The 26147-nt window shown below is 67.3% G+C and carries 25 protein-coding genes; 24 read left to right on the forward strand and 1 reads right to left on the reverse strand.

Translation table 11 applies throughout. The annotated features are described in order from the left end of the window. The first annotated feature begins 2 nt into the window (after positions 1-2). Complete coding sequence (locus VFG40_RS05755; RefSeq protein ID WP_324895827.1) at positions 3-206, forward strand: dodecin family protein; 204 nt, start codon at positions 3-5, stop codon at positions 204-206. 14 nt (positions 207-220) lie between these two features. Here VFG40_RS05755 and VFG40_RS05760 read toward each other — a convergent pair whose 3' ends face one another. Continuing rightward, on the reverse strand, positions 221-1066 hold the full coding sequence (locus tag VFG40_RS05760; RefSeq protein ID WP_324895829.1) for a kinase: 846 nt from the start codon (positions 1064-1066) through the stop codon (positions 221-223). Positions 1067-1107: 41 nt separating this feature from the next. Between VFG40_RS05760 and pdxH the strand changes: the two genes are divergently transcribed. From pdxH to VFG40_RS05875, 23 genes are all read left to right on the forward strand, one after another. Further along, positions 1108-1695, forward strand: coding sequence for a pyridoxamine 5'-phosphate oxidase (gene pdxH / locus VFG40_RS05765; RefSeq protein ID WP_324895831.1), 588 nt, complete (start codon positions 1108-1110; stop codon positions 1693-1695). A gap of 4 nt (positions 1696-1699) precedes the next feature. Then, positions 1700-2149 (forward strand): secondary thiamine-phosphate synthase enzyme YjbQ, encoded by a 450-nt coding sequence (locus tag VFG40_RS05770; RefSeq protein WP_324895833.1) that lies wholly within the window; start codon positions 1700-1702, stop codon positions 2147-2149. Between the two features lie 297 nt (positions 2150-2446). Next, positions 2447-3247 carry a helical backbone metal receptor gene (locus tag VFG40_RS05775; RefSeq protein ID WP_324895835.1) on the forward strand — a complete coding sequence of 267 codons (801 nt, stop codon included), beginning with the start codon at positions 2447-2449 and terminating at the stop codon, positions 3245-3247. Between the two features lie 81 nt (positions 3248-3328). Next, positions 3329-3535, forward strand: a complete 207-nt coding sequence (hemP, locus tag VFG40_RS05780; RefSeq protein ID WP_324895837.1) for a hemin uptake protein HemP — start codon at positions 3329-3331, stop codon at positions 3533-3535. A gap of 105 nt (positions 3536-3640) precedes the next feature. After that, positions 3641-4189 (forward strand): hypothetical protein, encoded by a 549-nt coding sequence (locus VFG40_RS05785; protein WP_324895839.1) that lies wholly within the window; start codon positions 3641-3643, stop codon positions 4187-4189. 190 nt (positions 4190-4379) lie between these two features. Further along, positions 4380-5651: an efflux RND transporter periplasmic adaptor subunit gene (locus VFG40_RS05790; protein ID WP_324895841.1), complete on the forward strand. Its 1272-nt coding sequence runs from the start codon at positions 4380-4382 to the stop codon at positions 5649-5651. A 242-nt stretch (positions 5652-5893) separates the two neighbouring features. Further along, entirely contained in the window at positions 5894-6613 is a 720-nt protein-coding gene (locus VFG40_RS05795; protein WP_324895843.1) for an ABC transporter ATP-binding protein, read from the forward strand. A gap of 60 nt (positions 6614-6673) precedes the next feature. Beyond that, positions 6674-7981, forward strand: a complete 1308-nt coding sequence (locus VFG40_RS05800) for an ABC transporter permease (RefSeq protein WP_324895845.1) — start codon at positions 6674-6676, stop codon at positions 7979-7981. A 14-nt stretch (positions 7982-7995) separates the two neighbouring features. After that, complete coding sequence (locus tag VFG40_RS05805) at positions 7996-9228, forward strand: ABC transporter permease (RefSeq protein ID WP_324895847.1); 1233 nt, start codon at positions 7996-7998, stop codon at positions 9226-9228. An 85-nt stretch (positions 9229-9313) separates the two neighbouring features. Continuing rightward, positions 9314-9814, forward strand: coding sequence for a nuclear transport factor 2 family protein (locus VFG40_RS05810; protein WP_324895850.1), 501 nt, complete (start codon positions 9314-9316; stop codon positions 9812-9814). A gap of 79 nt (positions 9815-9893) precedes the next feature. Then, positions 9894-11198, forward strand: a complete 1305-nt coding sequence (locus tag VFG40_RS05815) for an ABC transporter permease (protein ID WP_324895852.1) — start codon at positions 9894-9896, stop codon at positions 11196-11198. A gap of 9 nt (positions 11199-11207) precedes the next feature. Then, positions 11208-12434: an ABC transporter permease gene (locus VFG40_RS05820; protein WP_324895854.1), complete on the forward strand. Its 1227-nt coding sequence runs from the start codon at positions 11208-11210 to the stop codon at positions 12432-12434. Between the two features lie 76 nt (positions 12435-12510). Next, positions 12511-13815 carry an ABC transporter permease gene (locus VFG40_RS05825; RefSeq protein ID WP_324895856.1) on the forward strand — a complete coding sequence of 435 codons (1305 nt, stop codon included), beginning with the start codon at positions 12511-12513 and terminating at the stop codon, positions 13813-13815. Between the two features lie 16 nt (positions 13816-13831). Beyond that, positions 13832-15055 (forward strand): ABC transporter permease, encoded by a 1224-nt coding sequence (locus VFG40_RS05830; RefSeq protein WP_324895858.1) that lies wholly within the window; start codon positions 13832-13834, stop codon positions 15053-15055. 135 nt (positions 15056-15190) lie between these two features. Then, positions 15191-16507, forward strand: coding sequence for an ABC transporter permease (locus tag VFG40_RS05835; protein WP_324895860.1), 1317 nt, complete (start codon positions 15191-15193; stop codon positions 16505-16507). An 11-nt stretch (positions 16508-16518) separates the two neighbouring features. Further along, positions 16519-17724, forward strand: coding sequence for an ABC transporter permease (locus tag VFG40_RS05840; protein WP_324895862.1), 1206 nt, complete (start codon positions 16519-16521; stop codon positions 17722-17724). Between the two features lie 121 nt (positions 17725-17845). Next, a complete protein-coding gene (locus tag VFG40_RS05845) occupies positions 17846-19156 on the forward strand; it encodes an ABC transporter permease (protein ID WP_324895864.1) in 1311 nt (436 codons plus the stop codon). 10 nt (positions 19157-19166) lie between these two features. After that, positions 19167-20387 carry an ABC transporter permease gene (locus VFG40_RS05850; RefSeq protein ID WP_324895866.1) on the forward strand — a complete coding sequence of 407 codons (1221 nt, stop codon included), beginning with the start codon at positions 19167-19169 and terminating at the stop codon, positions 20385-20387. 66 nt (positions 20388-20453) lie between these two features. Then, positions 20454-22247: a DUF885 domain-containing protein gene (locus VFG40_RS05855; protein ID WP_324895868.1), complete on the forward strand. Its 1794-nt coding sequence runs from the start codon at positions 20454-20456 to the stop codon at positions 22245-22247. Positions 22248-22502: 255 nt separating this feature from the next. Beyond that, positions 22503-23843 carry a sigma-54-dependent transcriptional regulator gene (locus VFG40_RS05860; RefSeq protein ID WP_324895870.1) on the forward strand — a complete coding sequence of 447 codons (1341 nt, stop codon included), beginning with the start codon at positions 22503-22505 and terminating at the stop codon, positions 23841-23843. A 103-nt stretch (positions 23844-23946) separates the two neighbouring features. After that, positions 23947-24288 (forward strand): hypothetical protein, encoded by a 342-nt coding sequence (locus tag VFG40_RS05865; RefSeq protein ID WP_324895871.1) that lies wholly within the window; start codon positions 23947-23949, stop codon positions 24286-24288. Between the two features lie 19 nt (positions 24289-24307). Further along, positions 24308-25699 (forward strand): sensor histidine kinase, encoded by a 1392-nt coding sequence (locus VFG40_RS05870; RefSeq protein ID WP_324895873.1) that lies wholly within the window; start codon positions 24308-24310, stop codon positions 25697-25699. A 53-nt stretch (positions 25700-25752) separates the two neighbouring features. Next, on the forward strand, positions 25753-26147 hold a 395-nt coding region (locus tag VFG40_RS05875; RefSeq protein WP_324895875.1), incomplete at its 3' end, for an SPFH domain-containing protein.

Here is a 26147-nt window from a genome sequence, read left to right on the forward strand (position 1 = left end):
CCATGTCAGTCGCCAAGGTCATCGAAATCAACGCGTCCTCCGGCAAGGGCATCGAGGACGCCGTGCATCACGGACTCGCCAAGACGTCCGAGTCGATCAAGAACATCAAGGGAGCCTGGCTCAACGAGATCAAGGTGGTCACCGATCCCGACGGCAAGGTGACCGAGTGGCGCGTGAACATGCGCGTCAATTTCGTCGTGGAGTAGGGCCCCGCGCCGCTTCAGCCGGTGCTGAATCGCCCGTGGTTCAGCCCGGTCACGTGGCGCTCCGTGTCGTACTCGACCGAGCTGTCGGCCAGCGGTGGCAGCGTGGCCAGCGCGTGCCGGCTGAGGCGCTCGAAGTGCGCCAGGAAACGCACCATGCTCTGCGCATCCATCGCCAGCGGCGCATGCCGGGCAATCAACGCCTCTTCCTGCTCGCTGCGCCAACGGCGCACCACATCCCAGTTCGGTGCCTGCAGCACGATCAGCGCGTCGAGCTTGCGCCACAGCGGCTGGTAGGCGCGCAGCTGCTTGTTGACCCAGCGGCGCCAGGTGCCGTCCGGGTCCTCGACGCGTTCCAGCTCGTTGACCGGGCTGGCGAGCGCCGCGGCGTTCTGGGGACGGATGCCGAGAGCCCAGCCTTCCAGGATGATCAGCTTCGGCGGTCGGGTGACCTTGGGCCAGCGCGACGGCGGCAGGCGCGTGTCACGACCCTTGTCGAAGCGCGGATACGGCACCGGCAGTTTCTCCGACGCCTTGCGCAGCCCGACCAGCACCGACAGCAGCAACTCGATCTCGTGGGTGCCCGGCACGCCGCGCGTGCGCAGCAGCGGATGCACTTCCTTGGCCAGCATCTCGCGCTCGGCGCGGGAGTAGTAGAAGTCGTCCAGCGAGAGCACTTCGGTGGCGATGCCGCGCGCTTCCGCCTGTGCCTTGATCACGCGCGCCAGCGTGCTCTTGCCGCTGCCCTGCAGGCCGGAAAGACCCATCAGGTAGGGGCGTCGCGCGCGCGCGATACGGCCGGCGTAGTGGTCGAGCAGGTGCACGGCCAGCGCCAGATTCTGCGTGCTAGGATCGTTGTTCATCCGCGCCATGATGACGCGCGCTGGCCACGATTCAAGACCTTATGCTCAAACAAGAGATGCTGGACACCTTCACGCGGTTGCTGGACGAAGCCAGGGCAGCGGGGGATCGGGAGCCGACGGCGATGAATCTGGCCACGGCCGATGCGGCGGGCCGGGTCAGTTCGCGCATCGTGTTGCTGAAGGGAGTGGACGAGCGGGGCTTCCGCTTCTTCACCAACTATCTCAGCGACAAGGGCAGCCAGCTCGAAGAGCATCCGCAGGTGGCGCTCAACTTCCACTGGAAGGGTGTGCGCGACGGCATCCAGGTGCGCGTGGAAGGCCTGGCGCGCAAGCTCGTGGCCGAAGAGTCCGATGCCTATTTCGCCACCCGCCCGCGCGGCAGCCAAATCGGCGCATGGGCCTCGCTGCAGTCGCAGACGCTGCCCGACCGGGAGACCTTCGACCACCGGGTGGCGCGCTACGAGCAGGAGTTCGAGGGCCGCGACGTGCCCCGTCCGCCGCATTGGGGCGGCTTCGTGGTCGAGCCGGACATCGTCGAGTTCTGGTACGGCGCCGAGTTCCGCCTGCACGAGCGGGTGCGCTGGAGTCGTCACGGCCAGACCTGGACCCAGCGCATGCTGTACCCGTAACGCCATGTGCCGCCACGTCGCCGATCATGTCGCCCAGGCCGCCTTTACCGTGCACACGCGCGGGCGCGGCTTCAGCGAGATCACTGACGAGGTGGCCAACGCGGTGGCCGCCAGTGGCGTGCAGGTCGGGCTGGCGAACGTGTTCATCGCGCACACCAGCTGTTCGCTGCTGATCAGCGAGAACGCCGATCCGACGGTGCGCGCCGATCTCGAGCGCTGGTTCGCCCGTGCCGTGCCGGACGGCGATCCGCTGTTCCGGCACGACGCCGAGGGGCCGGACGACATGCCGGCCCACGTGCGCTCGATCCTCACCGGAGTGAGCCTGGCGATACCGGTACACGCGGGACGACTTGCGCTGGGCACCTGGCAGGGCGTGTACCTCTGGGAGCAACGCCTGGATGCGCATCAGCGCCGGGTGATGGTGACCGTTCTCGGCGGTGCCGGCGTCGGCTAGCGATGCGCTGATCGACCCAATGCAGGGTTCAACTGCATAGTTTGCCAGCAGTTGGCAGACGGCAGCGGTGATGGCAGCGGCGCCGGCGTTCTGCAGGCAAGGGCCATGGCAGGTGCTCGGGTAGCGCGTTGTCTACGCTGCGTCCGCCCGATGCGAAGGGGACCAGCGCGGAAGATCGTTGCACTGCGGGAAGATCGACCCAAGTGCGCACCGGCACGCGATTGCGCTGGGCATCCCGGCGCGGGTGGTTACCATGGACGGCCCGCCTCGTGCGCCACTCACACCACGGCCGATTCCATGTCCGACAGCTTTCCGCAACGCATCGTGTGTCTCACCGAAGAACCGACCGAGGTGCTTTACGCGCTGGGCGAGGAGCACCGCATCGTGGGCATCTCCGGCTTTACCGTGAGGCCCGCGCGGGCGCGACGGGAAAAGCCAAAGGTGTCGGCCTTCACCAGCGCGAAGATCGGCGAGATTCTCGCGTTGCAGCCGGACCTGGTGATCGGCTTCTCGGACATCCAGGCCGACATCGCCCGCGAGTTGATCAAGGCCGGCGTGGAGGTTTGGATCTCCAACCACCGCAGCGTCGACGGGATTCTCGCCTACATCCGCCGGTTGGGCGCGATGGTCGGCGCGCACGAGAAGGCGCATGCGTACGCGCAGCAGGCCGAAGCGCACCTGGCAACGATCCGAGCGGCCGCGGCGGCGTTGCCGCGGCGGCCGCGGGTGTACTTCGAGGAGTGGGACGAGCCGCTGATCACCGGCATCCGCTGGGTGGCCGAACTGGTCACCATCGCCGGCGGCGACGATATCTTTCCGGAGCTGGCGCGCGAGCCGCTGGCAAAGCAGCGCATCCTGGCCAGCGGCGACCCGGTGATCGCGCGCAAGCCGGACATCATCTTCGGCTCGTGGTGCGGCAAGCGCTTCCGCCCGGAAAAGGTCGCCGCGCGGCCCGGCTGGGATGCCATGCCCGCCGTGCGCGATGGCGCGCTGCACGAGGTGAAGTCGCCGATCATCCTGCAGCCGGGGCCGGCGGCGCTGTTCGACGGCGTGTCGGCAATGCACCGGATCATTGCCGACTGGGCCGCGCGCGGCTGAACCACAGCGTCGCGGCAACCGTTGACTCTTAAATGCGAATGGTTATCATCCGTGGCGTAACCCGCTGTGGAGAAAGACCTCGTGAATCATCCCCTGCACACGCTCCGCACCCAGGCCGCGACCACGCGCGCCGGCAGCCTTTCGCTCACACGTGACCCCGTCGCGCCGGTGCGCACACTCTCCAGCGACCAATTGCTGGACGGCGGGCGCGAGCTGGTCATCCGTCACCAGGGTGGTGAATACCACCTGCGGCTGACCCGCAACGACAAGCTGATCCTCACCAAGTAGCAGGTCCGCCGGCGGCCCCGCGGCGGCCGGTGAGGTTTTCGTTTCCGGCCTATTGCCAGCGTCGTCGCGGACGAGCAGCCGGGCCCTCCGCTGGAGGCTGATCGCATGACCCCCTCGCTGACCCGGCGGCTGCTGCGCAGCTCCGCCATGACCGGCACCACCGCGCGCTGGCTGCGTCCCGAACCGCAACGCCTGGCACGCGACCTGGCCACGCTCGGGCCTGTGCTGTGCCTGTGGTCCGAGCCGCCGCAGACCGCCAGCCTCGCCAGCCATCGGCTGTTGGTGGCCGCACCGGAGCTGCAGGTGCTGGCGCGGCCCGGGTTCCTCTGCCACGCCTGTGCAGTCACTGCCGATGGTCCCCGCGAGTGGCTTACCGCGTGTGACGACGCCGGCGTGCCGCGCCTGCAACTGCACCTGCTGCCGGACACCGACTATCTGGCATGGGACGGCCTGGTCGCCACGGCGCCGGAGCTACCGTCGCTGGGGCCGCCGCCGTCGCTGCGCGGCAGTCGCGCCCGTCGGCTGCGCTTCACCCTGCAGCCGCTCGGGCCGTGCGCGCTGCTGAGCGTGCGCAACGCCGGGCCCGCCGGCGCGTTGAGCTGGCAAACCGCCCGCTCGCTGGCGCACGGCGAAGGCGCCCGGCTGATCGACTGACCGCAGCGTCCGGGCCGAGGGTACGCGCCTGTCCGGCTTGTCCGTCCGCGTGTCCGCGGACACCGGGCACGGCCGCAGCGGAGGCGCCCAAACCCTTGGCGCACAACGATCGCGCGCTTCGCGCCGCGCTGGCACGGCGCTTGCTGAACAGTCTCCATGGCCGCACCTGTCCGCGGCCACGGGGACTGCAATGATTCGTGACACTTCCGCCCAAGACCGCATGGTCGAGGTCAAGCCCAACCGCAAGCGTCGCCTGCTCTGGATCGGTGCCGGCGTGGCCGTGCTCGCCGCGCTGGCGATCGCCATGCCCGGCGTGATGCGGCTGTTCTCCGCCGATGCATCGGTCAGCGCCTCGCGACTGGCTTTCGCCACGGTGAGCCGCGGCCCGTTCGTGCGCGACATCGCGGCCGAGGGCAAGGTGGTCGCGGCGGTCAGTCCCACGCTCTACGCCACCTCCAGCGGCGCAGTCACGCTGAAGGTGCACGCTGGCGACACGGTGAAGCAGGGCGACGTGCTGGCCACCATTGTCAGCCCCAAGCTCACCAACAAGCTGGCGCAGGAGCAGTCCAACGCCGACGCGATGGAAGTGGAATACAAGCGCGCCCAGATCGACGCGCAGAAAAAGAAAGCCGAGCTGCAGCAGGCCTACGACAACGCCCAGATCGACGCCCAGGCCGCCCGCCGCACGCTCGAGCGCAACACGGCCGCCTTCGGCAAGGGCGCCGTCTCAAAAACCGACGTCGACACCGCCAACGACACGCTGCAGAAGGCCGAGATCGCCCAGCGCCACGCCAAGGCCAACCTCGGCATGGACAACGACAGCCTGGCGTTCGACATCCAGTCCAAGAAGCTTGCGCACGATCGCCAGGTGCTGCTGGTGAAAGACCTGCAGCGCCAGGTGGACGATCTAAACGTGAAGTCACCGGTGGACGGGCAGGTCGGCCAGCTGTTCATCGCCGAGCGCGCCACCGTTGCCAAGGACGCCCAGCTGCTGAGCGTGATCGACCTCAGCGCACTGCAGGTGGAGATGCAGGTGCCGGAAAGCTTCGCCCGTGATCTGGCGATCGGCATGCCCGGCGAGATCAGCGGCAACGGCCGCACCTGGCAAGGCAAGGTGAGTGCGATCTCGCCCGAGGTGGTCAACGGCGAAGTTGCCGCGCGGCTTGCCTTCGATGGCTCCACGCCCAAGCAGTTGCGCCAGAGCCAGCGGTTGTCGGTGCGGGTGCTGCTGGACAAGCGCGACGACGTGCTCACCGTGCAGCGCGGCTCGTTCGTGGATGAGTCCGGCGGCAACTACGCCTACGTCGTCGCCGACGGCATCGCCACCAAGACGCCGATCCGCGTGGGCGCCAGCAGCATCGACAAGGTCGAGATCCTGGATGGCCTCAAAGAGGGCGACAAGATCGTGATCTCCGGTACCGACAGCTTCAAGAGCGCGGCGCGCGTCGCCATCAGTAACTGACCGTTGCCATCAGCTGGCGCCATCACCGCTCCAGGCTCCATTCCGTCAGATCCTGCATGACGTCATTCCCGCGCAAGCGGGAATTCATGGGGATCTGATGCACCAACGCAAGAAGGCTTTCCGCTCGCGCGGGAATGATGACCAAAGGACTGGTCAGGTCGCCGACCCCAAGACGGGCGAGGCGACACCCATCTCCAGGTTCTCCGTATTCAACCCCGGCTCATCCACCGAAGGACTCCACCATGCTCAAGATGACTCACCTGTCCAAGGTCTACCGCACCGAAGTGGTGGAGACCTACGCGCTGCGCGACTTCAACATCGACGTGAAGGAGGGCGAGTTCGTCGCGGTCACCGGGCCGTCCGGCTCGGGCAAGACCACCTTCCTCACCATCGCCGGGCTGCTGGAGACCTTCACCGGCGGCACCTATCACCTGGACGGCATCGAGGTGAGCAAGCTGGATGACAACGCGCGCTCGAAGATCCGCAACGAGAAGATCGGCTTCATCTTCCAGGCGTTCAACCTGATCCCCGACCTCAACGTGTTCGACAACGTCGAGGTGCCGCTGCGCTACCGCGGCATGAAGTCGGCCGAGCGCAAGCAGCGGATCATGGACGCGCTCGAGCGCGTGGGCCTGGCCTCGCGCGCCAAGCACTACCCGGCCGAACTGTCCGGCGGCCAGCAGCAGCGCGTGGCGATCGCCCGCGCCCTGGCGGGCAGCCCGCGCCTGCTGCTGGCGGATGAACCGACCGGCAACCTGGACACCCAGATGGCGCGCAGCGTGCTGGAGTTGCTCGAAGAGATCCACCGCGACGGCGCCACCATCGTCATGGTTACCCACGATCCCGAGCTCGCCGCGCGCGCGCAGCGCAACGTGCACGTGATCGACGGGCAGGTGGTGGACCTGGCCGAGGATCCGCGCTTCCACACGCACCCGGCCCACGCCGAGGCCGGCCGCAGCTGAGCCACCGACGGCTCCTCCGGGAGCCGCCGCCGAACGATTCCGCGCACCAGGACTCTCCCCATGTTCGCGTACTACTTCCAGCTCGGCCTGCGCAGCCTGCGCCGCAACCCGATGCTCACCGCGCTGATGGTGATGGCCATCGGCTTTGGCGTAGCCGCATCGATGACCACCTACTCGGTGTTCCGCGCCACATCGAACAACCCCATCCCTGGCAAGTCCGACCAGCTCTACGCGGTCCAGATCGCCAACTGGAAGGCGGAAGATCTGGACAAGGGCGAGCCGCCCTCGGCGCTGACCTATACCGATGCCATGGCCTTCATGCAGGCGCACCGGGCCAAGCGGCAGACCGCGCTGTATCCGATCGCTCCGTCGGTGATTCCGGCGGACGCCACGCGCCTGCCGCTACAGGAGAACAGCTACGCCTGGTACGGCGACGCGTTCGCCATGTTCGACATTCCGTTTCTCTATGGCGGCGCCTGGACCCAGGCGCAGGACGATGCGCGCGCCGCCGTGGTGGTGATCGGCAAGAAGCTCAACGACAAGCTGTTCAACGGCGCCAACAGCGTCGGCAAGTCGATCAACTTGGACGGGCACGACTACCGCATCACCGGCGTGATCGACGCGTGGGATCCGCAGCCGCTGTTTTTCGACCCGGTCAACACCGGTGGCTTCGGTGACCCGATCGGCCTGTTCATTCCGTTCACCCGTGCCGTCGACCTGCAGATGCCCTCCGCCGGCAACAACAACTGCAACGCCACGCCGGGCCCAGGCTGGGACAGCTGGCTGCATTCGGAATGCATCTGGATCGAGTACTGGGCCGAGCTCCCCGCAAAGGCCGACGCCGACGCATACCGTCAGTGGCTGACCGGCTACGCCGCCGAGCAGCAGCGTGCCGGTCGTTTCACGTGGGCGCCAAACGTGCGCCTGCGCAACGTCGCCGACTGGCTCGACTTCCAGAAGGTGGTGCCGCCGGAGTCGAAGATCTCGCTGCTGGTGTCGCTGGGCTTTCTGCTGATCTGCCTGGTCAACACGGTCGGGCTGTTGCTGGCCAAGTTCATGCGCCGCTCGCCGGAGATCGGCGTGCGACGGGCGCTCGGTGCCTCACGGCGAGAGATCTATCTGCAGTTCCTGATCGAAGCGGGCACGGTGGGGCTGACCGGCGGTGCGCTTGGCCTGCTGCTTACCGGCCTGGGCGTGCTGGGCGTGGGCTGGGTGTTCGACGAGCAGATCGCGCGGCTGGCCACGCTGGACCTGAAGCTGGTGATGCTGACCCTGGTGGCCGCTGTGCTGGCCACGCTGATCGCCGCGTTCTATCCCACATGGCGGGCGGCGCAGGTGCAGCCGGCCTGGCAACTGAAGTCCAACTGACGGAGGCGATGACAATGCTGCAGATCAAGCCCATTCTCGTCGCACTCAAGCGGCACAAGGCAGGCACGCTGCTCATCGCACTGCAGATCGCGCTGACCCTGGCGATCGTGTGCAACGCGCTGTTCATCATCCGCCAGCGCACCGAACATCTGGCGCGACCGACGGGTCTGGTGGAAAGCAATCTTCTGACCGTCGCCAACCGGTGGGTGGGCGCGGACGAGGGCGCCACCACCGCGCTCACCCGCACCGATCTCGCCACGCTGCGGCAGATTCCCGGCGTTGCCGATGCCACCACCATCAACTCCTACCCGCTGCGCGGTGGCGGCTGGTCGACCAGCGTGGACACGCGGCCTGAATCGAGGAAAGAGCAAGCGCACACCACGCTGTACTTCAGCGACGACCACGCGCTTTCGGTGCTCGGCGTGAAGCTGGTCAGCGGGCGCAATTTCCGCGCTGACGAAATCGGTGCGATCGATGCCAAGAGCTTCGACACCGCACCGGCGGTGATCATCTCCAAGGCATTGTCGGACAAGCTCTACCCCGCCGGCGGTGCGCTGGGCAAGCCGATCTATCTGTCGGGCCTGTCCAAGCCGAGTACCGTGATCGGCGTGGTCGAGCGCCTGCAGGTGCCGTGGACCGGCAACTGGGCCAACAACTTCGCCGAGAACTCGGTGCTCATCCCGGTACTGCTGACCGGCAACTTCGGAACCTATCTGGTCCGCGCACAACCGGGCCAGCTGGCGGCGATCACCGAGCGTGTGCCGGCTACGCTGATCAAGACCAACCGCATGCGCGTGATCCCGGAAGAACGCGGCGTGCGCACGTTTGCCAGGGTGCGGGAGGATGCCTACAAGAGTGATCGCGGCATGGCGATCCTGATGGGTGTCGTTTGCGCCGTGCTGCTGACCATCACGGCGGCCGGCATCGTGGGCCTGACCAGTTTCTGGGTCGGCCAGCGCCGCAAGCAGATCGGCGTGCGCCGCGCGCTGGGGGCGACCAAGCGCGACATCCTGTCCTACTTCCTTACCGAGAACCTGCTGATCGGCATCGGCGGCGTGCTGGTCGGGGCGACGCTGGCGATCGGCATGAACCTGTGGCTGGTCAACCACTTCGAGATGGAACGGCTGTCGCTGTTGTACGTGGTCGCCGGTGTCGTCGCGCTGCTGCTTCTCGGCCAGGGCGCGGTGCTTGCTCCGGCGCTGCGCGCCTCGCGCGTGTCCCCGGTAGAGGCAACCCGTTCGGTGTAGGGCGACTGGCTGCGCGTCGAATCATCCATGGACGCGCCGTCGCGCACGGCGCGTCCACTCACCAAGGCACAGCGGGGGAACCTCCTTGATCGCTCGATCCACCACGATCTGCCTGGCGCTGCTGGCGCTGTCCCTGCCGGCGGTCACCCCGGCGGCGGATGCACGCCCGGCCGGGCTGGCACCTTCGGACCAGTTGTTCACCACGATCGCCGCGCTCGACACGGCGGTGTTCGACGCGTTCAACCACTGCAGCCTCCCGGGCCAACTGCAAAGGCACGCCAGCTACTTCGCGCCAGACGTCGAGTTCTATCACGACAACGGCGGCGTCACCTGGACGCGCGAGGAGATGCTCGCCCGGACCGAGCAGAACGTGTGCGGTCACTTCCGGCGCGAGCTGGTCGCGGGCAGCCTGCAGGTGTTTCCGATCAAGGATTTCGGCGCCATCGAACAAGGCGTGCACCGCTTCTGCCAGTTCGATACCGGCAAGTGCGACGGCATCGCCAACTTCGTGGTGGTCTGGCGCCACCAGGGCGACACGTGGCAGATCACGCGCGTGCTGAGCTACGGGCATCAGGCGCTCGAATAGCGGGGTTCGCGCGCGCCACGCAAAGGCCTGGCCGCGAGCTGAAGTTTTTTCTCGTGACTCACGTTCTGGAAATCCGCCCATGTTTGCCTACCACCTGGACCTGGCGCTGCGCAGCCTGAAGCGCAACAAGGTGCTCACCACGCTGATGGTGCTGGCACTGGCGCTGGGTATCGGGGCATCGATCACCACGCTCACGGTGCTGCGACTGCTCTCGGGCGATCCGCTGCCGCAGAAGAGCGCGCGGCTGTATTACCCGCAGCTCGATCCCAACGACAAGGATGGCTACGTGGCAGGGGAGAGCAAGCCGCCACCGACGATGACCTATGTCGACGCGATGAGCCTGCTGCACGCGCGGCGCGCCACGCGCCAGGCAGTGATGGCGCTCACCCAGGCCAAGATCGTTCCGCAGCAGGCCAATGCCCATCCGTTCTTCAGCGACGGGGTCATGACCACTGCGGACTTTTTCGCCATGTTCGACGCGCGCTTCCAGTACGGCAGTGGATGGACCGCGGAAGACGACGAGCGGGGAGCACCGCGGGTGGTGATCGCCGGCTTCCTCAACGACAAGCTGTTCGGCGGCGCCGATAGCGTGGGCCGGACGATTCGGCTGAACGATCACGACTTCCGCGTTGCCGGGGTGCTCGAGCCGTGGGCGCCGCAGCCGCGCTTCTATACACAGGGACTGGGCGGTCGCAGTTACGGCGACGGCGACGCGGTGTTCCTGCCGCTGAAGACCGCCCGCGACCTGAAGATGAGCCCGCAGGACACCGAGTGCTATGCCGAAGTGCCGGACTTCACCCACGTCGAGACGGCGCCGTGCATGTGGCTCGGCTTCTGGGTGGAGCTGGACGATGCCGCTGCCGTGGCCAGCTATCGCGCGTTTCTGGACGGCTACGTGCGCCAGCAGATCGCCACCGGCCGCTTCGAGCGCAGCGATACCCGACTGCTGGATTTGATGGCCTGGCTGCGCGAGCGCCAGGTGGTGCCGGACGACGTGCGCCTGCAGGTGTACATGGCGTTCGGTTTCCTGCTGATCTGCGTGGTCAACACGGTCGGTCTGCTGCTGGCCAAGTGCCTGCGTCGGTCCCAGGAGATCGGCGTGCGCCGCGCGTTGGGTGCCACCCGCGGCGAGATCTTCAACCAGTTCATGGTGGAGGCGGGCATCGTCGGGCTGGTCGGTGGAATGCTGGGGCTGGGATTCGCCGAGCTGGGCCTGTTCGGCATCCGTCACCAGCCCGCCGAGTACGCCGGGCTGGCGCGGCTGGACGCGGGGATGTTTGCGCTGACGTTTGCGGTGGCACTGGTAGCGAGCCTGGTGGCCGGCCTGCTGCCGGCGTGGCGCGCCTGCGTGCTGGCACCCGCTCCCCAACTCAAGGCGGCCTGAGGCCAGACCATGGAAATCCGTCCCATCTTTGCCAGTCTCCGCAAGCACCGGATTCCCGCGCTGCTGATCGTGCTGGAGATCGCGCTCGCCTGCGCCGTGCTGTGCAATGCCGTGTTCATGATCAGCCAGCGGGTGGCGGCGATCCATCTGCCCAACGGCATCGACGAGCAGGGCATTGCGGTGGTCACCCTGCGCGGTTCCGACGACGAGCGCGTTGCCAGCGAGATCCCGCGCAACCTCGATGCGTTGCGCAGGCTGCGCGGAGTGCAGGCGGTGGCTGCGGTGAACACCCTGCCGCTGAGCCACAACAACTGGGGCTGGAGTTTCGGCACCACGCCCGACGCCACGCTCACTGCCAAGAACAGCCAGAACATCTCGATGTATTTCATCGGCAGCGGCGGCGAACGCGCGCTCGGGCTGCAACTGCTGCAGGGGCGCCTGTTCACCGAGCAGGAGTATGCGGACTCGCATTTCGATACCTCTCCGCTGGCCGAGGCCCACTCGGTCATCGTCAACCAGCGCCTGGCGCAGGCCATGTGGCCAGGCCAGCCAGCGCTGGGCAAGGTGCTGTACTCGCTGCCGCACTACTACACGGTGGTAGGCGTAGTGGCCGATACGCTTCGACCCAACGTAGGCGATGGCGGCCCCTACAGCTACTACGCGGCCTGGTTCCCGATGAGCGCCGCCGGCTCCAAGGGGGCGCTCGGTCACTATGTCGTGCGCAGCGCTCCGGCCGATCGCGACCGCCTCGCGCGTGAGGCCGAGCAGGCGTTGACCGCCCTCAACCCCGACGCGGTCGCTCATGGCGTCAGCTATGGCGAGATCCGCGACAGCTACTTCGCCGACATGAGCGCCATGGCATGGATGCTGGTGCTGGTGTGCGTGGTGATGCTGGCGGTCACTGCATTCGGCATCGTCGGCCTGACCAGTTTCTGGGTCAATCAGCGACGTCGGCAGATTGGTATCCGCCGTGCGGTGGGCGCGTCGCGCGGCCACATCATGCAGTACTTCCTGACCGAGAACTTCCTGCTCACCGGCGCCGGCGTCGCCCTGGGCATGGTGCTGGCTTTCGGCATCAACCTGCACTTGATGCAGCACTACGAGATGGCGCGCATGCCCTGGTTCTACCTGCCCGGTGGTGCCGTCGCGCTGTGGCTGATCGGGCAACTGGCCGTGCTCGGCCCGGCCCTGCGCGCCGCCGCGGTGCCGCCCGTAGTAGCAACGAGGTCGGCGTGATGAGCGAGCTGACCCACCACCGGAGCCCGGCTGCGGGCTTTTCCCGGAACCTGACCCTGCGTGCGGAGTGATGACGATGTTCCAGTACTACCTTGACCTGGCCCTGCGCAGCCTCAGGCGCAACAAGGCACTTACCGCGCTGATGGTGTTCGCGGTGGCGCTGGGCATCGGCGCCAGCATGACCACGCTGACCGTGTTCCACGTGCTCTCGGGCGATCCCATCCCCGGCTCCAGCGGCACGCTGTTCTATCCGCAGCTCGATCCGCAGGACAAGGACGGCTACGAGCCGGGCAAGGAGCCGCCGGCGCAGGTCACCTGGATCGACGGCATGAACCTGCTCAAGGCGCACCGCGGCTCGCGGCAGGCCTTGATGACCGGCGGCGCGGTACCGGTGCAGCCGGCGCAGTCCGGCATGGAGCCGTTCTTCAGCGATGCGCGCTACACCACCGCGGATTTCTTCGCCATGTTCAAGGCGCCGTTCCTGTATGGGCACGGCTGGAGCCAGGGCGACGACGACGCCAAGGCGCGCGTGGTGGTGATCAGCCGTGAGCTCAACGACAAGCTGTTCGGCGGCAAGGACAGCACCGGCCAGACCCTGCGGCTCAAGGACGCCGCGTTCCGCGTGGCCGGCGTGCTCGATACCTGGCGGCCCAATCCGCACTTCTACGACCTGAACATGGGCGGCTACCACGCGCTGGAAGACGTGTTCCTGCCGCTGACCACCTTTCGCGATCTGAAGCTGGACCGCAACGGCTCGATGGACTGCTGGGGCCGCGGCGGCGGTGACGACGAGCACCTGGAAACGGCCACCTGCGTGTGGCTGCAGTTCTGGGTGCAGCTGGAGGGCGCCGACCAGGTCGCGGCGTACAAGGACTACCTCACCCACTACTCGCAGGAGCAGCAGTCGCTGGGCCGGTTCCAGCGCCCGCCGAACGTCAAGCTGCGCAGCCTGATGGAGTGGCTGGACTTCAACCAGGTGGTGCCCAGCGACGTGCGCCTGCAGGTGTACCTGGCGTTCGGTTTCCTGCTGGTGTGCCTGGTCAATACGGTAGGCCTGATGCTGGCCAAGTTCATGCGCCGCGCCGGGGAACTGGGCGTGCGCCGGGCGCTGGGCGCATCGCGCCGTGCGGTATTCGCGCAGCTGCTGGTGGAGTCCGGCGTGATCGGCCTGGCCGGCGGCATCGGCGGGCTGGGGCTGGCGCTGCTCGGCCTGTGGGCGGTGCGGCACCAGCCGTCGGACTACGCCAAGCTCGCCCAGCTCGATCCGGTGATGCTGCTGACCACCTTTGCGCTTGCCGTGGGCGCCAGCCTGCTGGCCGGCCTGCTGCCCGCCTGGCGCGCCTGCCAGGTCACGCCCGCGCTGCAACTGAAAAGCAACTGAGACCGGAGCATCCCTGATGGAAATCCTGCCCATCCTCGCCACGCTGCGCCGGCACAAGATCACCGCCGCACTGCTGATCCTGCAGATCGCGCTGACCTGCGCCATCGTCTGCAACGCGGTGTTCCTGATCAGCCAGCGCCTGCACCGCATGGACATGCCCAGTGGCGTGGCCGAGCGCGAACTGGTGCACCTGGAGCTTGCCAACATCGGCGCGACCAGCGACGAAAAGGCGCGCACCGCCGAAGACCTGGCCGCGCTGCGCCAGGTACCGGGCGTCACCGACGTGGCCTCGGTCAACCAGGTGCCGTTCGGCAACTCGTCCTGGAACAGCGGCATCAAGCTCGACCTGCAGCAGAAGACGTCGACCCTCAACATGACCACCTACTACGGCGAGAACGCCGCCCAGGCCCTGGGCGTGCAGCTGGTGGCGGGGCGCATGCTGCAGGGCGACGACTACATGGATTTCGACGACGTGGTGAAGGCGGCCCAGGCCGGCGACACCAAGCGCCTGCCCAGCGTGCTGGTGATCACCCAGGCGCTGGCCGAGCGGCTGTGGCCGGGGCAGAGCGCGCTGGGCAAGCAGCTGTATCTGGGCAGCGATACCCCGCTGCGGGTGGTCGGGGTGGTCAGGACGCTGGTGCGGCCCTCGGTGTGGGACGACGCGCTTGCCCAGTACAGCGCCCTGCTGCCGGTGCGTATCTACAACAACAACTACATCATCCGCACGGCGCCGGGCGATCGTGAACGCGTGCTGCAGGCGGCGATCGCGGCGCTGAAGAAGGCCGACCCGCATCGGGTGGTGATCAACAAGCACATCTGGTCGGACATGCGCCGCGACTTCTTCCGCGACGACCGCGCCATGGCCACGCTGCTGGCCGGTGTATGCGTGGCGCTGCTGGTGGTCACCTCGTTGGGCATCGTCGGGCTGGGTAGTTTCTGGGTGGCTCAGCGCCGTCGGCAGATCGGCGTGCGCCGTGCGCTGGGTGCCACCCGCGGCAACATCCTGCGTTACTTCCAGACCGAGAACTTCCTGCTCGCCACGCTGGGGATCGCGCTGGGCATGGCGCTGGCCTACGGCATCAACCTGTTCCTGATGCACCACTACGAGCTGCCGCGCCTGCCGGCGATCTACCTGCCGATCGGCGCGATCGCACTGTGGCTGATCGGCCAGGCTGCCGTGCTTGGCCCGGCGCTGCGTGCCGCAGCGGTGCCGCCGGTGGTGGCGACGCGGTCGGTATGAGCGCAGCCATCGCAACACCGTCCGGCAGCAGCCCGCGTGCGCGCGATGCCGCCCGCTCGCCCCGGCCAACGCACAACGCCCGCCAGCGGGCTGCTGCTGGATGGCGGATGACGACTGGAGCAATGGAGTAACCGCATGTTCGGCTATTACCTCGACCTGGCCCTGCGCAGCCTCCGGCGCAATGCCGTGCTCACCGCACTGATGGTGCTGGCGATCGCCGTCGGCATCGGCGCCAGCATGACCACGCTGACCGTGATGCAGCTGCTCTCCGGCGACCCGCTGCCGGGGCAGAGCACGCGGCTGTATTACCCGCAGCTCGATCCCGAGACCGGTGCGGACGTGCGGCGGGAGCCGCCGCCGCTGCTGGACTACATCTCCGCGCAGGACCTGTGGCGCTCGGGCAAGGCCGACCGCCAGACGATGATCATCGACGGCGGCATCAAGGTGCAGCCGCAGGCGGGGCAATCGCCGTTCATCGCCAACACGGTCGGCACCACCTCGGATTTCTTTCCGATGTTCCGCGTGCCGTTTCGCTACGGCAGTGCCTGGTCCGCCGCCGACGAGGCGGGCGCGGCGCGACAGGTGGTGATCTCCGAGGCGCTCAACCAGCGTCTGTTCGGCGGTGCCGACAGCGTGGGACGCCGCATCGTGTTGAACGGCAGCAGCGTGCAGGTGGTGGGCGTGCTCGATCACTGGCGTCCGCGTCCGCGCTTCTACCTGCTGGCCGGCGCGCGACATTCCGGCGGCAACACGTCGTATTTCTTCGGCCCCCCGCATGACGTGTATCTGCCGATACGAACGGCGCTGGACATCAACGCCGGCAACTTCGGCTGGTACACCTGCTGGGCCAAGCCGGAACCGAAGAACCTGCCGCAGGCACCGTGCGAGTCGGTGGCGTTGTGGGTGGAGCTGGACACGCCCGCCAGGGTCGCCGACTACCGGCGCTACCTGCAGGGCTACGACGCGCAGCAGCGCGCCATGGGGCGACTGACCCATCCGGCCAACGTTGCCATGATGTCGTTGCCCGAGTGGCTGGCCTATCAGAACGTGGTGCCTGGCGACGTCAAGCTGCAGACCTGGCTCGCGTTCGGTTTCCTGCTGGTGTGCCTGCTCAACACGGTCGGGCTGCTGCTGGCCAAGTTCCTGCGCCGCGGTGGCGAGATCGGCGTGCGCCGGGCGCTGGGCGCCACGCGCGGATCGATCTTCCTGCAGTGCCTGACCGAGTCGGGCGTGATCGGCATGCTCGGCGGCATCCTCGGCCTGGCGCTTACCTTGCTGGGGCTGTGGCTGGTGCGCCAGCAGCCGGTGGAATACGCCGACATCGTGGCGCTGAACGTGCCGATGTTCCTGCTCACCGTCGCGCTGGCGATCGTCGCCGCGCTGCTGGCGGGAGTGGTCCCGGCCATGCGCGCCAGCCGCATTCCGCCAGCGCTGCAGCTGAAGACCCTGTGAGGAGGATCGACATGCAGATTCAGCCCATCCTCGCCGCGTTGCGCCGGCATCGCCTGGCGGTGTTCCTGATCGCCATGGAGATCGCCATGGCCTGCGCAATTCTCTGCAACGCGCTGTTCCTGGTATTCAACCGCGTGGACATGATGCGTATCAACAGTGGCGTGGACGAAAGCCGCCTGGTGGTGGTGTCGTTGCAGGGCGTCGACGAGACCCAGGCGGGCGATCTGGTGGCCCGGTTGCGGGCCGGCTTCGGCGGCCTGGCGGGCGTGGAGTCGGTGGCGGTCGCCAACGCCGCGCCGTTTACCCAGCGCGCCGGCGAGATCGGCTTCCGCCTGCTGGCCGACGACATGCACTACAACCAGCAGGGCCACTTCTACGTGGCCGGGCCGAACTTCGCGTCCACGCTCGGCCTCACCCTCGCCAGCGGGCGATGGTTCACCCCGGACGAATACGGCCCCATCGGCGAGTTCCTGCCACGCACGCCTTCGGTAATGGTCGATGCCGCTTACGCCGGCGAACTCTGGCCAGGCCAGGATCCGCTCGGCAAGCAGGTTTACTCGGACAAAGAGGCGTATCGCGTGATCGGCACGTACACCTCGCTCATGCGGCCCGATCCCAGCCCCGGTGCCCGGCACAACACCCTGCTGCTGGCAGGCCTGCCCGGCCGACACCTGTCCGACGTCTACGTGTTGCGCACGACGCCCGAGCAGGCGCAGCGCGTATGGAAGCAGGCGCGGGCGCTGGTGGCGCGCATGGCGCCCACGGTGGTGGTCGACCTGCCGCACAGCGGGCCGATGTCCGACCTGCGCCGCGCCTACTTTGCCGCCGACCGCGCCATGGCCGGACTGCTCATCGGCGTGATCGGGCTGCTGCTTGGCATCACGGCGCTGGGCATTGCCGGGCTGGCCAGCTTCTGGGTGCAGCAGCGGCGCCGCCAGATCGGCGTGCGCCGCGCCCTGGGCGCGAGCCGCCGCGACATCCTGCGCTACTTCCAGACCGAGAACTTCCTGATCGTCTCCGGCGGCATCGTGGTGGGCATGACGCTCGCCTTCGGCCTCAACCTCGCACTGATGCGGGTGTACGAGCTGCCGCGCCTGCCCTGGTCCTATCTCCCCGCAGGCGCCGTGGCGCTGTGGCTGCTCGGCCAGCTCGCCGTCCTCGGCCCGGCGCTGCGCGCCGCGGCGGTGCCGCCGGTGGTGGCAACGCGATCGGTGTAGACGCAACGAACACGCAGGAGCCCGCTTGCGGGCGACGCTTTTGGCTTTGGATGTGGATCAGGAGCAAAGGCATCGCGCGCGCGGGGCTCCTACCAGTGAAGTCCAGGGAAAGGAGGAAGGGATGATCGGCTACTACACGGAACTGGCGCTGCGCAGCCTCAGGCGCAGCCCGATCCTCACCGCGCTGATGGTGCTGGCCATCGGGCTGGGCATCGGGGCGTCGATGACCATGCTCACGGTGCTGCATGTGATGACGGCCGATCCGGTGCCGGGGAAGAGTGCGCAACTGTTCTATCCGCAGATCGATCCGCAGGACAAGGACGGATACCACGCAGAGGACAAGCCGCCGGCGCTTTTCACCTGGACTGACGCGACGAATCTGCTGCGCGACCACCGCGGTAGCCGACAGGCTGCGATGTCGCGCGGGCAAGTGACGGTGCGTCCGCCTCAGGGAAAGGAGCGAGCGTTCTTCGAGTCAACGCGCTTCGCAAGCAGCGAATTCTTCAATCTGTTCGATGTGCCGTTTTCCCATGGGCATGGCTGGACGGCTGATGACGATACAAAGCACGCTCGTGTGGTGGTGCTGGACCACAAGCTGGCCGACAAGCTGTTCGGCGCGGATCGTGCCGTAGGGCAGAGCGTGCATCTGGGTGACTACAGTTACCGGGTCATCGGCGTTATCGACCACTGGGACCCGTCACCCCACTTCTACGACCTTGAAAGCCAGGGCGCTTTCGGCCACAGCGAGTCCATCTACATGCCGCTGGAGACCGGGGTGGCCGACAAGCAGTCCGTAGCGAGCACGGTGCAATGCTTCAGCAATGCCGGCTTCCCGAGCGGCTCGCTCAAAGATGCGCCGAATTGCGAATGGCTGGAGTACTGGGTGAAGCTTGATACCCCTGAAGCCACAAAGGATTACCGGGACTACCTGCTCCACTACTCGCAGGAGCAGAGGGCGCTTGGCCGTTTCGAGCGGCCGCCACATGTCGGACTGCACGACTTGATGGGCTGGCTGGATTACAACCATGTGATCCCGGGAAGCGTGCAGCTTCAGACATTGCTGGCACTGGGGTTCCTGCTCGTCTGCCTGGTAAATACGGTGGCCTTGTTGCTGGTGAAGTTCATGCGCCGAAGCAGCGAGCTGAGCGTGCGTCGCGCCATGGGTGCCAGTCGCCGTGATCTGTTCGCCCAGCTCTTGGGCGAGGCAGCCATGATAGGGCTGGGTGGAGGTCTGCTGGGTCTTTTGTTGGCCTGGGGCGGGCTCTGGATCGTTCGCCAGCAGCCGGCCGATTACGCCCAGGTGGCCTATCTGGATGTCCCGATGCTCGGGGTGGCGTTGGGACTGGCATTACTGGCTAGCGTATTCGCCGGCGTGTTTCCAGCGTGGCGTGCCAGCGTTCTTCCGCCGGCCCGCGGCCTGAAGCTGCAGTGAGGAGCTCGCCATGATCAAGCCCATTCTCGCTGCACTCAGGCATCACAAGACCGCTGCGCTGTTGGTAGCGCTGGAGATCGCATTGACCTGCGCCATCGTGACCAATGCCTTGTTCATCATCAGCGATCGCGTGCATGCGATGCAGGTGGTTACGGGCGTGGCTGACAATGAGCTCGTCTGGGTGAGGAGCAGCGGCCTGGGTAGCAGCCAGACGCCACTCGCGGCCAACGCGCGCCAGGCTGCCGACCTTGCAGCCCTGCGCGGCATGCCCGGCGTTCACGCCGCCATCGCCATAAACAGCCTTCCGTTGAGCCATTCGAGCTGGGCGGGGAGTCTTTGGACGACGCCGGGCGGCAAGTCGGTGCTGTCTAACGTGATCTTCTTCGTGGGCACGCCCGGCATGGTGCCAGCGCTTGGGATGAAGATCGTCGAGGGGAGGGATTTCAGGGCCTCGGAGTACGTCGACTTCAATCCGTTTAAAAACGGGCCATCGCCTACCGTCACTATTGTCACGCGTACTCTGGCCGATCGCCTTTGGCCCGGGAAGGATCCGCTGGGCAAGGTGATCTACCAGGACGACGACGGCAAGGCGCCGCTGCAGGTGGTTGGCGTCGTGGAGCATCTGCTCAATCCCCAGATCAACGCATACAGCGGCACCGAACTGAACTACCTGCTGCCGGCGAGCAATGTCAGTGGTGGCATGTACGTATTGCGCACCGCACCCGATGCGCGCGACCGTGTGCTGCGCGATATCCCCGCCACGCTCGACGCGATCGACGATCAGCGTGTCGTCCAGTCCAGTGGTACACAAACTCAGCTGATCAACGACTACTTCGACAATGATCGGGCGCTGATCTGGTTGCTGTTGACGGTGATAGGTGCGTTGCTGGCAGTCACCGTTCTCGGCGTAGTGGGGCTGTCCAGTTTCTGGGTGCAGCAGCGCATGCGCACCATCGGCATTCGCCGCGCTATCGGAGCCACCCGGCGCGACATACGTTGGTACTTCCAGCTGGAGAACCTGCTGATCGTGAGCATTGGTGTCGTAGTGGGATCGATCGCCGCGCTCGTTCTCAATTTGTGGCTGATGAGGCGTTACGAGCTTGCGCACATGCCACTCTGGTTCGTGTTTCCCGGCGCTTTGTTGCTTTGCGTAACTGGGCAACTGGCAGTACTCGCCCCGGCGCTTCGCGCCTCGCGCGTGCCACCGGTGGTGGCGACGCGGTCGGTATGAGATCCAGCCCATCCGGTGCTGACCCGGTTCGGGCAGAATCCGGTTTCTTCCAGGGAGAATGACGCAATGAAGATGCTGCCGTTGATGATTGCCTTTGGCCTTTCGGCCGCCGTGACGCTGGCGCCCCAGACGGCGCACGCTGCGGTCGCGTCGACCGACGTGGCGAGCCGGGTGGCGGCGCAGAACGCGCTGCTGGACGAGCAGTGGCAGCACACGCTGAAGAACGCGCCGGAGTTCGCCACCATCCTGGGCGACCTGCGCTACAACGACCGCTGGAGTGATCTGTCGCTGGCCCACGCCAAGGCCGAGTATCAGTGGGCGGGCGACTTCCTGCGCCGGTTCCAGGCCATCGACACGACCGGTTTTTCCGACAGCGACAAGCTCAACCACGCGCTGATGGTTCGCCAGCTGCAGGACGGCCGCAAGGCGCACGAGCTGAAGCTGGACGAGATGCCGATCGACCAGATGAGCGGCATTCACCTGCAGCTGGCCGGGTTCATCAGCTCGATCCCCTTCGACAACACCAGGCAGTACGAGGATTACCTGGCACGCCTGAAGAAGGTGCCGACCGGCTTCGACCAGGTGATCGGCGTGGCGAAGCAAGGCCTGCGCGACGGCATGATGCCGCCGAAATATCTGCTCGAGGCGGTGGTCAAGCAGATCGACGCGATCGGTACGCCGGCCGGCATGGACAGCGTGTTTGCCGAGCCGTTGAAGCATTTTCCGGCATCGGTGCCGGCCGCGGATCAGGCCCGGCTGAAGGCGGCGATTCTTGCCGCGATCGATCAGGACGTGCGCCCGGCCTACGGCAAGCTCAAGGACTTCGTCGCCACCGACTACGCCCCGCACGGCCGTGCCCAGCCCGGCGTGTGGAACCTGCCCAACGGCGAGGCGATCTACCGCTTCGACGTCAAGCAGATGACCACCACCGACAAGACGCCCGCCGAGATCCACCAGCTCGGGCTGGACGAGGTGGCGCGCATCGAAGGCGAGATGACGAAGATCGCCAAGGCGCAGGGCTTCAAGGACCTGGCCAGCTTCCGCGCCTCGCTCAAGAGCAACCCCAAGACCCACGCCAGCTCGCCCGAGGACATCCTCAATCGCTATCGCGGTTACCTGGCGCAGATGGAGCCGGAGCTGCCCAAGCTGTTCGGCCTGCTGCCCAAGACCGACGTGGTGGTGAAGCCGGTGGAGGCGTTCCGCGAAAAGGAGGCCGCCGCTGCCGAGTACCACCAGGGCACGCCGGACGGCTCACGGCCGGGGCAGATCTTCGTCAACACCGGCGACTTCGCCAACCGAAGCGTGTTGACCATCGAGTCGACGGCGTACCACGAGGGCATCCCCGGCCATCACATGCAGATCTCGATAGCGCAGACGCTGCCCAAGCTGCCGCCGTTCCGCCAGCAGGGTGGCTACACCGCCTACCAGGAGGGCTGGGCGCTGTATGCCGAGCAGTTGGGCAAGGACATCGGCTTCTATCAGGATCCGCTGTCCGACTACGGCCGCCTGAGCGACGAGCTGCTGCGCGCCGACCGGCTGGTGCTGGATACGGGCGTGCACTACAAGCACTGGACGCGCCAGCAGATGGTCGACTTCTTCCACGCCCACTCCAGCGAGGACGAGCCGGACGTGCAGGCCGAGACCGACCGCTACATCACCTGGCCGGGTCAGGCGCTGGCCTACAAGATGGGCGAGCTGAAGATCCTGGCGCTGCGCGCCAAGGCCAAGCAGGAGCTGGGCGACAAGTTCGACATCCGCGCCTTCCACGACGCGATTCTCGACGGCGGCGCGCTGCCGCTGGACGTGCTGCAGACGCGCATCGACCAGTGGATCGCCGCGCAGAAGTCGGCCAAGGCCTGACCCACCCCTGCGCCCTCTCCCGTCCGGGAGAGGGCTGGGGCGAGGGAAAACTTGGCGGATGTTTCCGTTCAACGAAGCAGCCGGGGCCTTTTGCTGCCTGCCGCTTCGCCCACGGTTCGTGGTGAGCACCCGCCCTTTTTCCGAGGGAGGGGCGCAAGGCCGCAGGGCCCGACGCCCGCCACCGGGTAGGCGTCGTGGCAAGAGCGCAACCATTTCGCGAGGAGCGGCATCCATGTCCGCATGTGTAGAAGAAAGATGCGCACCGTACTGATCATCGACGACAACCCCTCGGTGGGCGAGGCGCTGTCGCTGGCGCTTTCGCTGCACGAGATCCGTCCGCTGGTGGCGCTTACCCCGGAGGAGGGGTTGGCCATGCTGGCGCGCGAGAACGTGGGCGTGGTGATCCAGGACATGAACTTCACCGCCGACACCACCTCCGGCGAGGAGGGCGTGGCGCTGTTCCGCGCGATCCGCGAGCAGCATCCGGACCTGCCGGTGATCCTGCTCACCGCGTGGACCCATCTGGAAACCGCGGTGGAGCTGGTCAAGGCCGGTGCGGCGGATTACCTGGCCAAGCCGTGGGACGACGCCAAGCTGCTGGCCACGGTGGAGAACCTGCTGGAGCTGTCCGAATCCACCCGCGAAGTGGCGCGCTCGCGCAACGAGCGCCGTCGCCGGCGCGAAAGCCTGCGCAGCCGCTATGAGCTGGACGGCCTGGTGTTTGCGTCCGAGGCGATGGCGCAGACGCTGGAACTGGCTTGCCAGATCGCGCGCTCCGACGTACCGGTGCTGATCACCGGCCCCAACGGTGCCGGCAAGGAACGGATCGCGGCGATCGTGCACGCCAATTCGGCGGTCAAGCGCGGGCCGTTCGTGGCAGTGAACTGCGGTGCGCTGCCGGGGGAGCTGATCGAGGCCGAGCTGTTCGGCGCCGAGGCCGGCGCCTACACCGGCGCCAACAAGGCGCGCGAGGGCCGCTTCGAGCTGGCCGACGGCGGCACGCTGTTCCTGGACGAGATCGGCAACCTGCCGCTGCCCGGCCAGATGAAGCTGCTGCGGGTGCTGGAGACTGGCCAGTTCGAGCGGCTCGGTTCCGGCCGTACCCGCCATGCCAAGGTGCGCGTGCTGTCGGCCACCAACGCCGACCTCAAGGCAATGATCAAGGCCGGCACCTTCCGCGAGGATCTCTACTACCGGCTCAACGTGATCGACGTGAACCTGCCGCCGCTGGCCGACCGCACCGACGACATCCTGCCGCTGGCCGAGCATTTCCTGGACGGTCGCGCCGAGCTGGGTGACGCGGCGCGCGACGCGCTGCTGTCCTACCCGTGGCCGGGCAACGTGCGCGAGCTGAAGAACGCGATCGAGCGGGCGGCCCTGTTGTCCGGCGGGCGAGCGATTACCCCCGAGCTGCTCAATCTGCCGGCAGTGGCGAACGCGCCGGCGCGCAATCTCGACGAGCCCAGCCGCGAGGCGGTGGAGACGGCGCTGGCCCGTGCCGACGGCGTGGTCAGTCGCGCCGCCCATGCACTTGGCCTGTCGCGGCAGGCGCTGTATCGGCGCATCGAACGCTACGGCCTGGCCGGCAGCGGCTGATCGCGGCAGGCCGTATCCTGCGGCAGTGGTCGGCACCGGGCGCGATGGCGTACAAAATGTCCGACCCGCGATCTCCGCGACCTCATCCCGAAGGAGTCCTGCCATGTCGATGCGCACGTTCGCCATTGCCTGCGTCCTGGCTGCCAGCAGCACCGCGTTCGCCCAGAGCGTGCCGGCGCCGGCCGCCAATCCCAGCGACCGCTGGAGCCCGCCGCCGCCGGCCGCCGCCAGCAGCGCATCGGCCGACTATCGCGACGGTGCCGGCCTCAAGCCCGCCGCGCCGAGCCACTTCAAGTTCAAGGAATCGCGAGACCCGCATCCGCAGCGCAACGCGGCACGGGAGGCGTCGGGCAAGGCGGCGGTCATGGGCGGCAACGAGATCGGCCGCGACGGCCGCCCGACCGTGAACTGCCCGCAGACCCCGATGGACCCCGCATGCCGCTGAGCGCCGGTCGCGCACCCCGATGACGCGCCGCCTGCATTCGCTGGAGGGACGGCTCAGCCTGCTGTTGCTGCTGGCCGGCCTGGGCGGCGTGGCGATCTACATCGGCGTCACCGAGTGGCCGCTGCCGCAGTTGCTCGCATGGCTGCATGCCGATCTGAAGGTGGGCGAGGCACCGCCGGTGCGGCTGGGGTCGGTGGCCGGGCTGGTGATCAGCGTGGTGGTGCTGCTGCCGATGGCGCTTTGGATGGCCAGCGTGGTGATGTCGCCGGTAAGCCGTCTGCTGCGTGCGCTGGAGGGCTCGGTGGCGAGCTATCGCGACGGCGACTTCAGCCTGTCGCTGGTGGTCGACCGGCGCGACGAGCTGGGTGAGTTGATCACCATGCACAACGCGCTGGGCCAGACCCTGCGCGAACAGCGCCAGCACCTGGTGCAACGCGAGCTGCTGCTGGACACGGTGGTGCAGAACACGCCGGTGGCGCTGGTGCTCACCGACGGCGTTGGCCGCGTGGCCTACGCCAACATCGCCGCTCGCCACCTGTTCAACGAAGGGCGCAGCCTGCACGGGCTCGACTTTGGCGAGGTGCTGAACGACGCGCCGGCGGCGCTGCGCGAGGCGATCGAGCAGGGCGAGGACGCGCTGCTCACGGTGGAGATGGACGGCAGCGAGGAAACCTTCCACATCTCGCAGCGGGCGTTCCGGCTGCAGGGGCGTCCGCATCGGCTGCAGCTGTTCCGGCGCATGACGCGCGAGCTGTCGCGGCAGGAGGTGGCGAGCTGGAAGCGGGTGATCCGGGTGATTAGCCACGAGCTCAACAATTCGCTGGCGCCGATCTCCTCGCTGGCGCACTCCGGCGCGGAACTGGCGCGCCGCGGCGAGCTCGACCGGCTGCCCGGCGTGTTCGCCACCATCGGCGAGCGCGCCCGGCACCTGCACGGGTTCATCGCCGGCTATGCGAGCTTCGCGAAGTTGCCCGCGCCGCGGCGCACGGCGATTGCCTGGACGCCGTTCCTCGACGCTCTCGCGTTGCACTGCCAGTTCCGGCTGCTGGGCGATCCGCCGTCGCAGCCGGGCTGGTTCGACGCGGCCCAGGTCGAGCAGGTGCTGATCAACCTGATCAAGAACGCGCACGAGGCCGGCGGCCCGGACGACGAGGTGACGCTTGCACTTCAGGTCGTAGGGCGGGACCTGCGCGTGGTGGTGGCCGATCGCGGGCCGGGCATGAGCGAGACCGTGCTGGCGCAGGCGCTGCTGCCGTTCTACTCGACCAAGCGCGCCGGCACCGGGCTGGGCCTGGCGCTGGCGCGCGAGATCGCCGAGGCACACGGCGGCCGCATCGCGCTGGCCAATCGCGAGGGCGGCGGCCTGCAGGTCGCGCTGCTGCTGCCACTGGGCGGCGTGCGCGACAGCTGAGTTGTCGCCGCGCTCGCCTATACTCGGACCTTCGACGGAACAGGGGGTGGGGTATGGGGCAGATTCTCGCGCTGGTGATCGTGCTCGTGGTGGTGATCGGCATCGCCAAGCTCGTCCGCATCGTGCCGCAAGGCTTCGAATGGACGGTGGAAACGTTCGGCAAATACACCCGCACGCTGACCCCGGGGCTGCATTTCCTGATCCCGATTTACCAGGCGGTCGGGCGCAAGATCAACATGATGGAACAGGTGCTGGACGTGCCCAGCCAGGACGTGATCACTAAGGACAACGCGGTGGTGCGGGTCGACGGCGTGGTGTTTTACCAGGTGCTCGACGCATCCAAGGCGGCCTACGAGGTATCCAACCTCGAGCAGGCCTCGCTGGCGCTGGTGATGACCAACATCCGCACCGTGCTCGGTTCGATGGACCTGGACGAGAGCCTGAGCAA

The organism is Dyella sp., from assembly GCF_035685805.1.
Taxonomy (GTDB): domain Bacteria; phylum Pseudomonadota; class Gammaproteobacteria; order Xanthomonadales; family Rhodanobacteraceae; genus Dyella_A.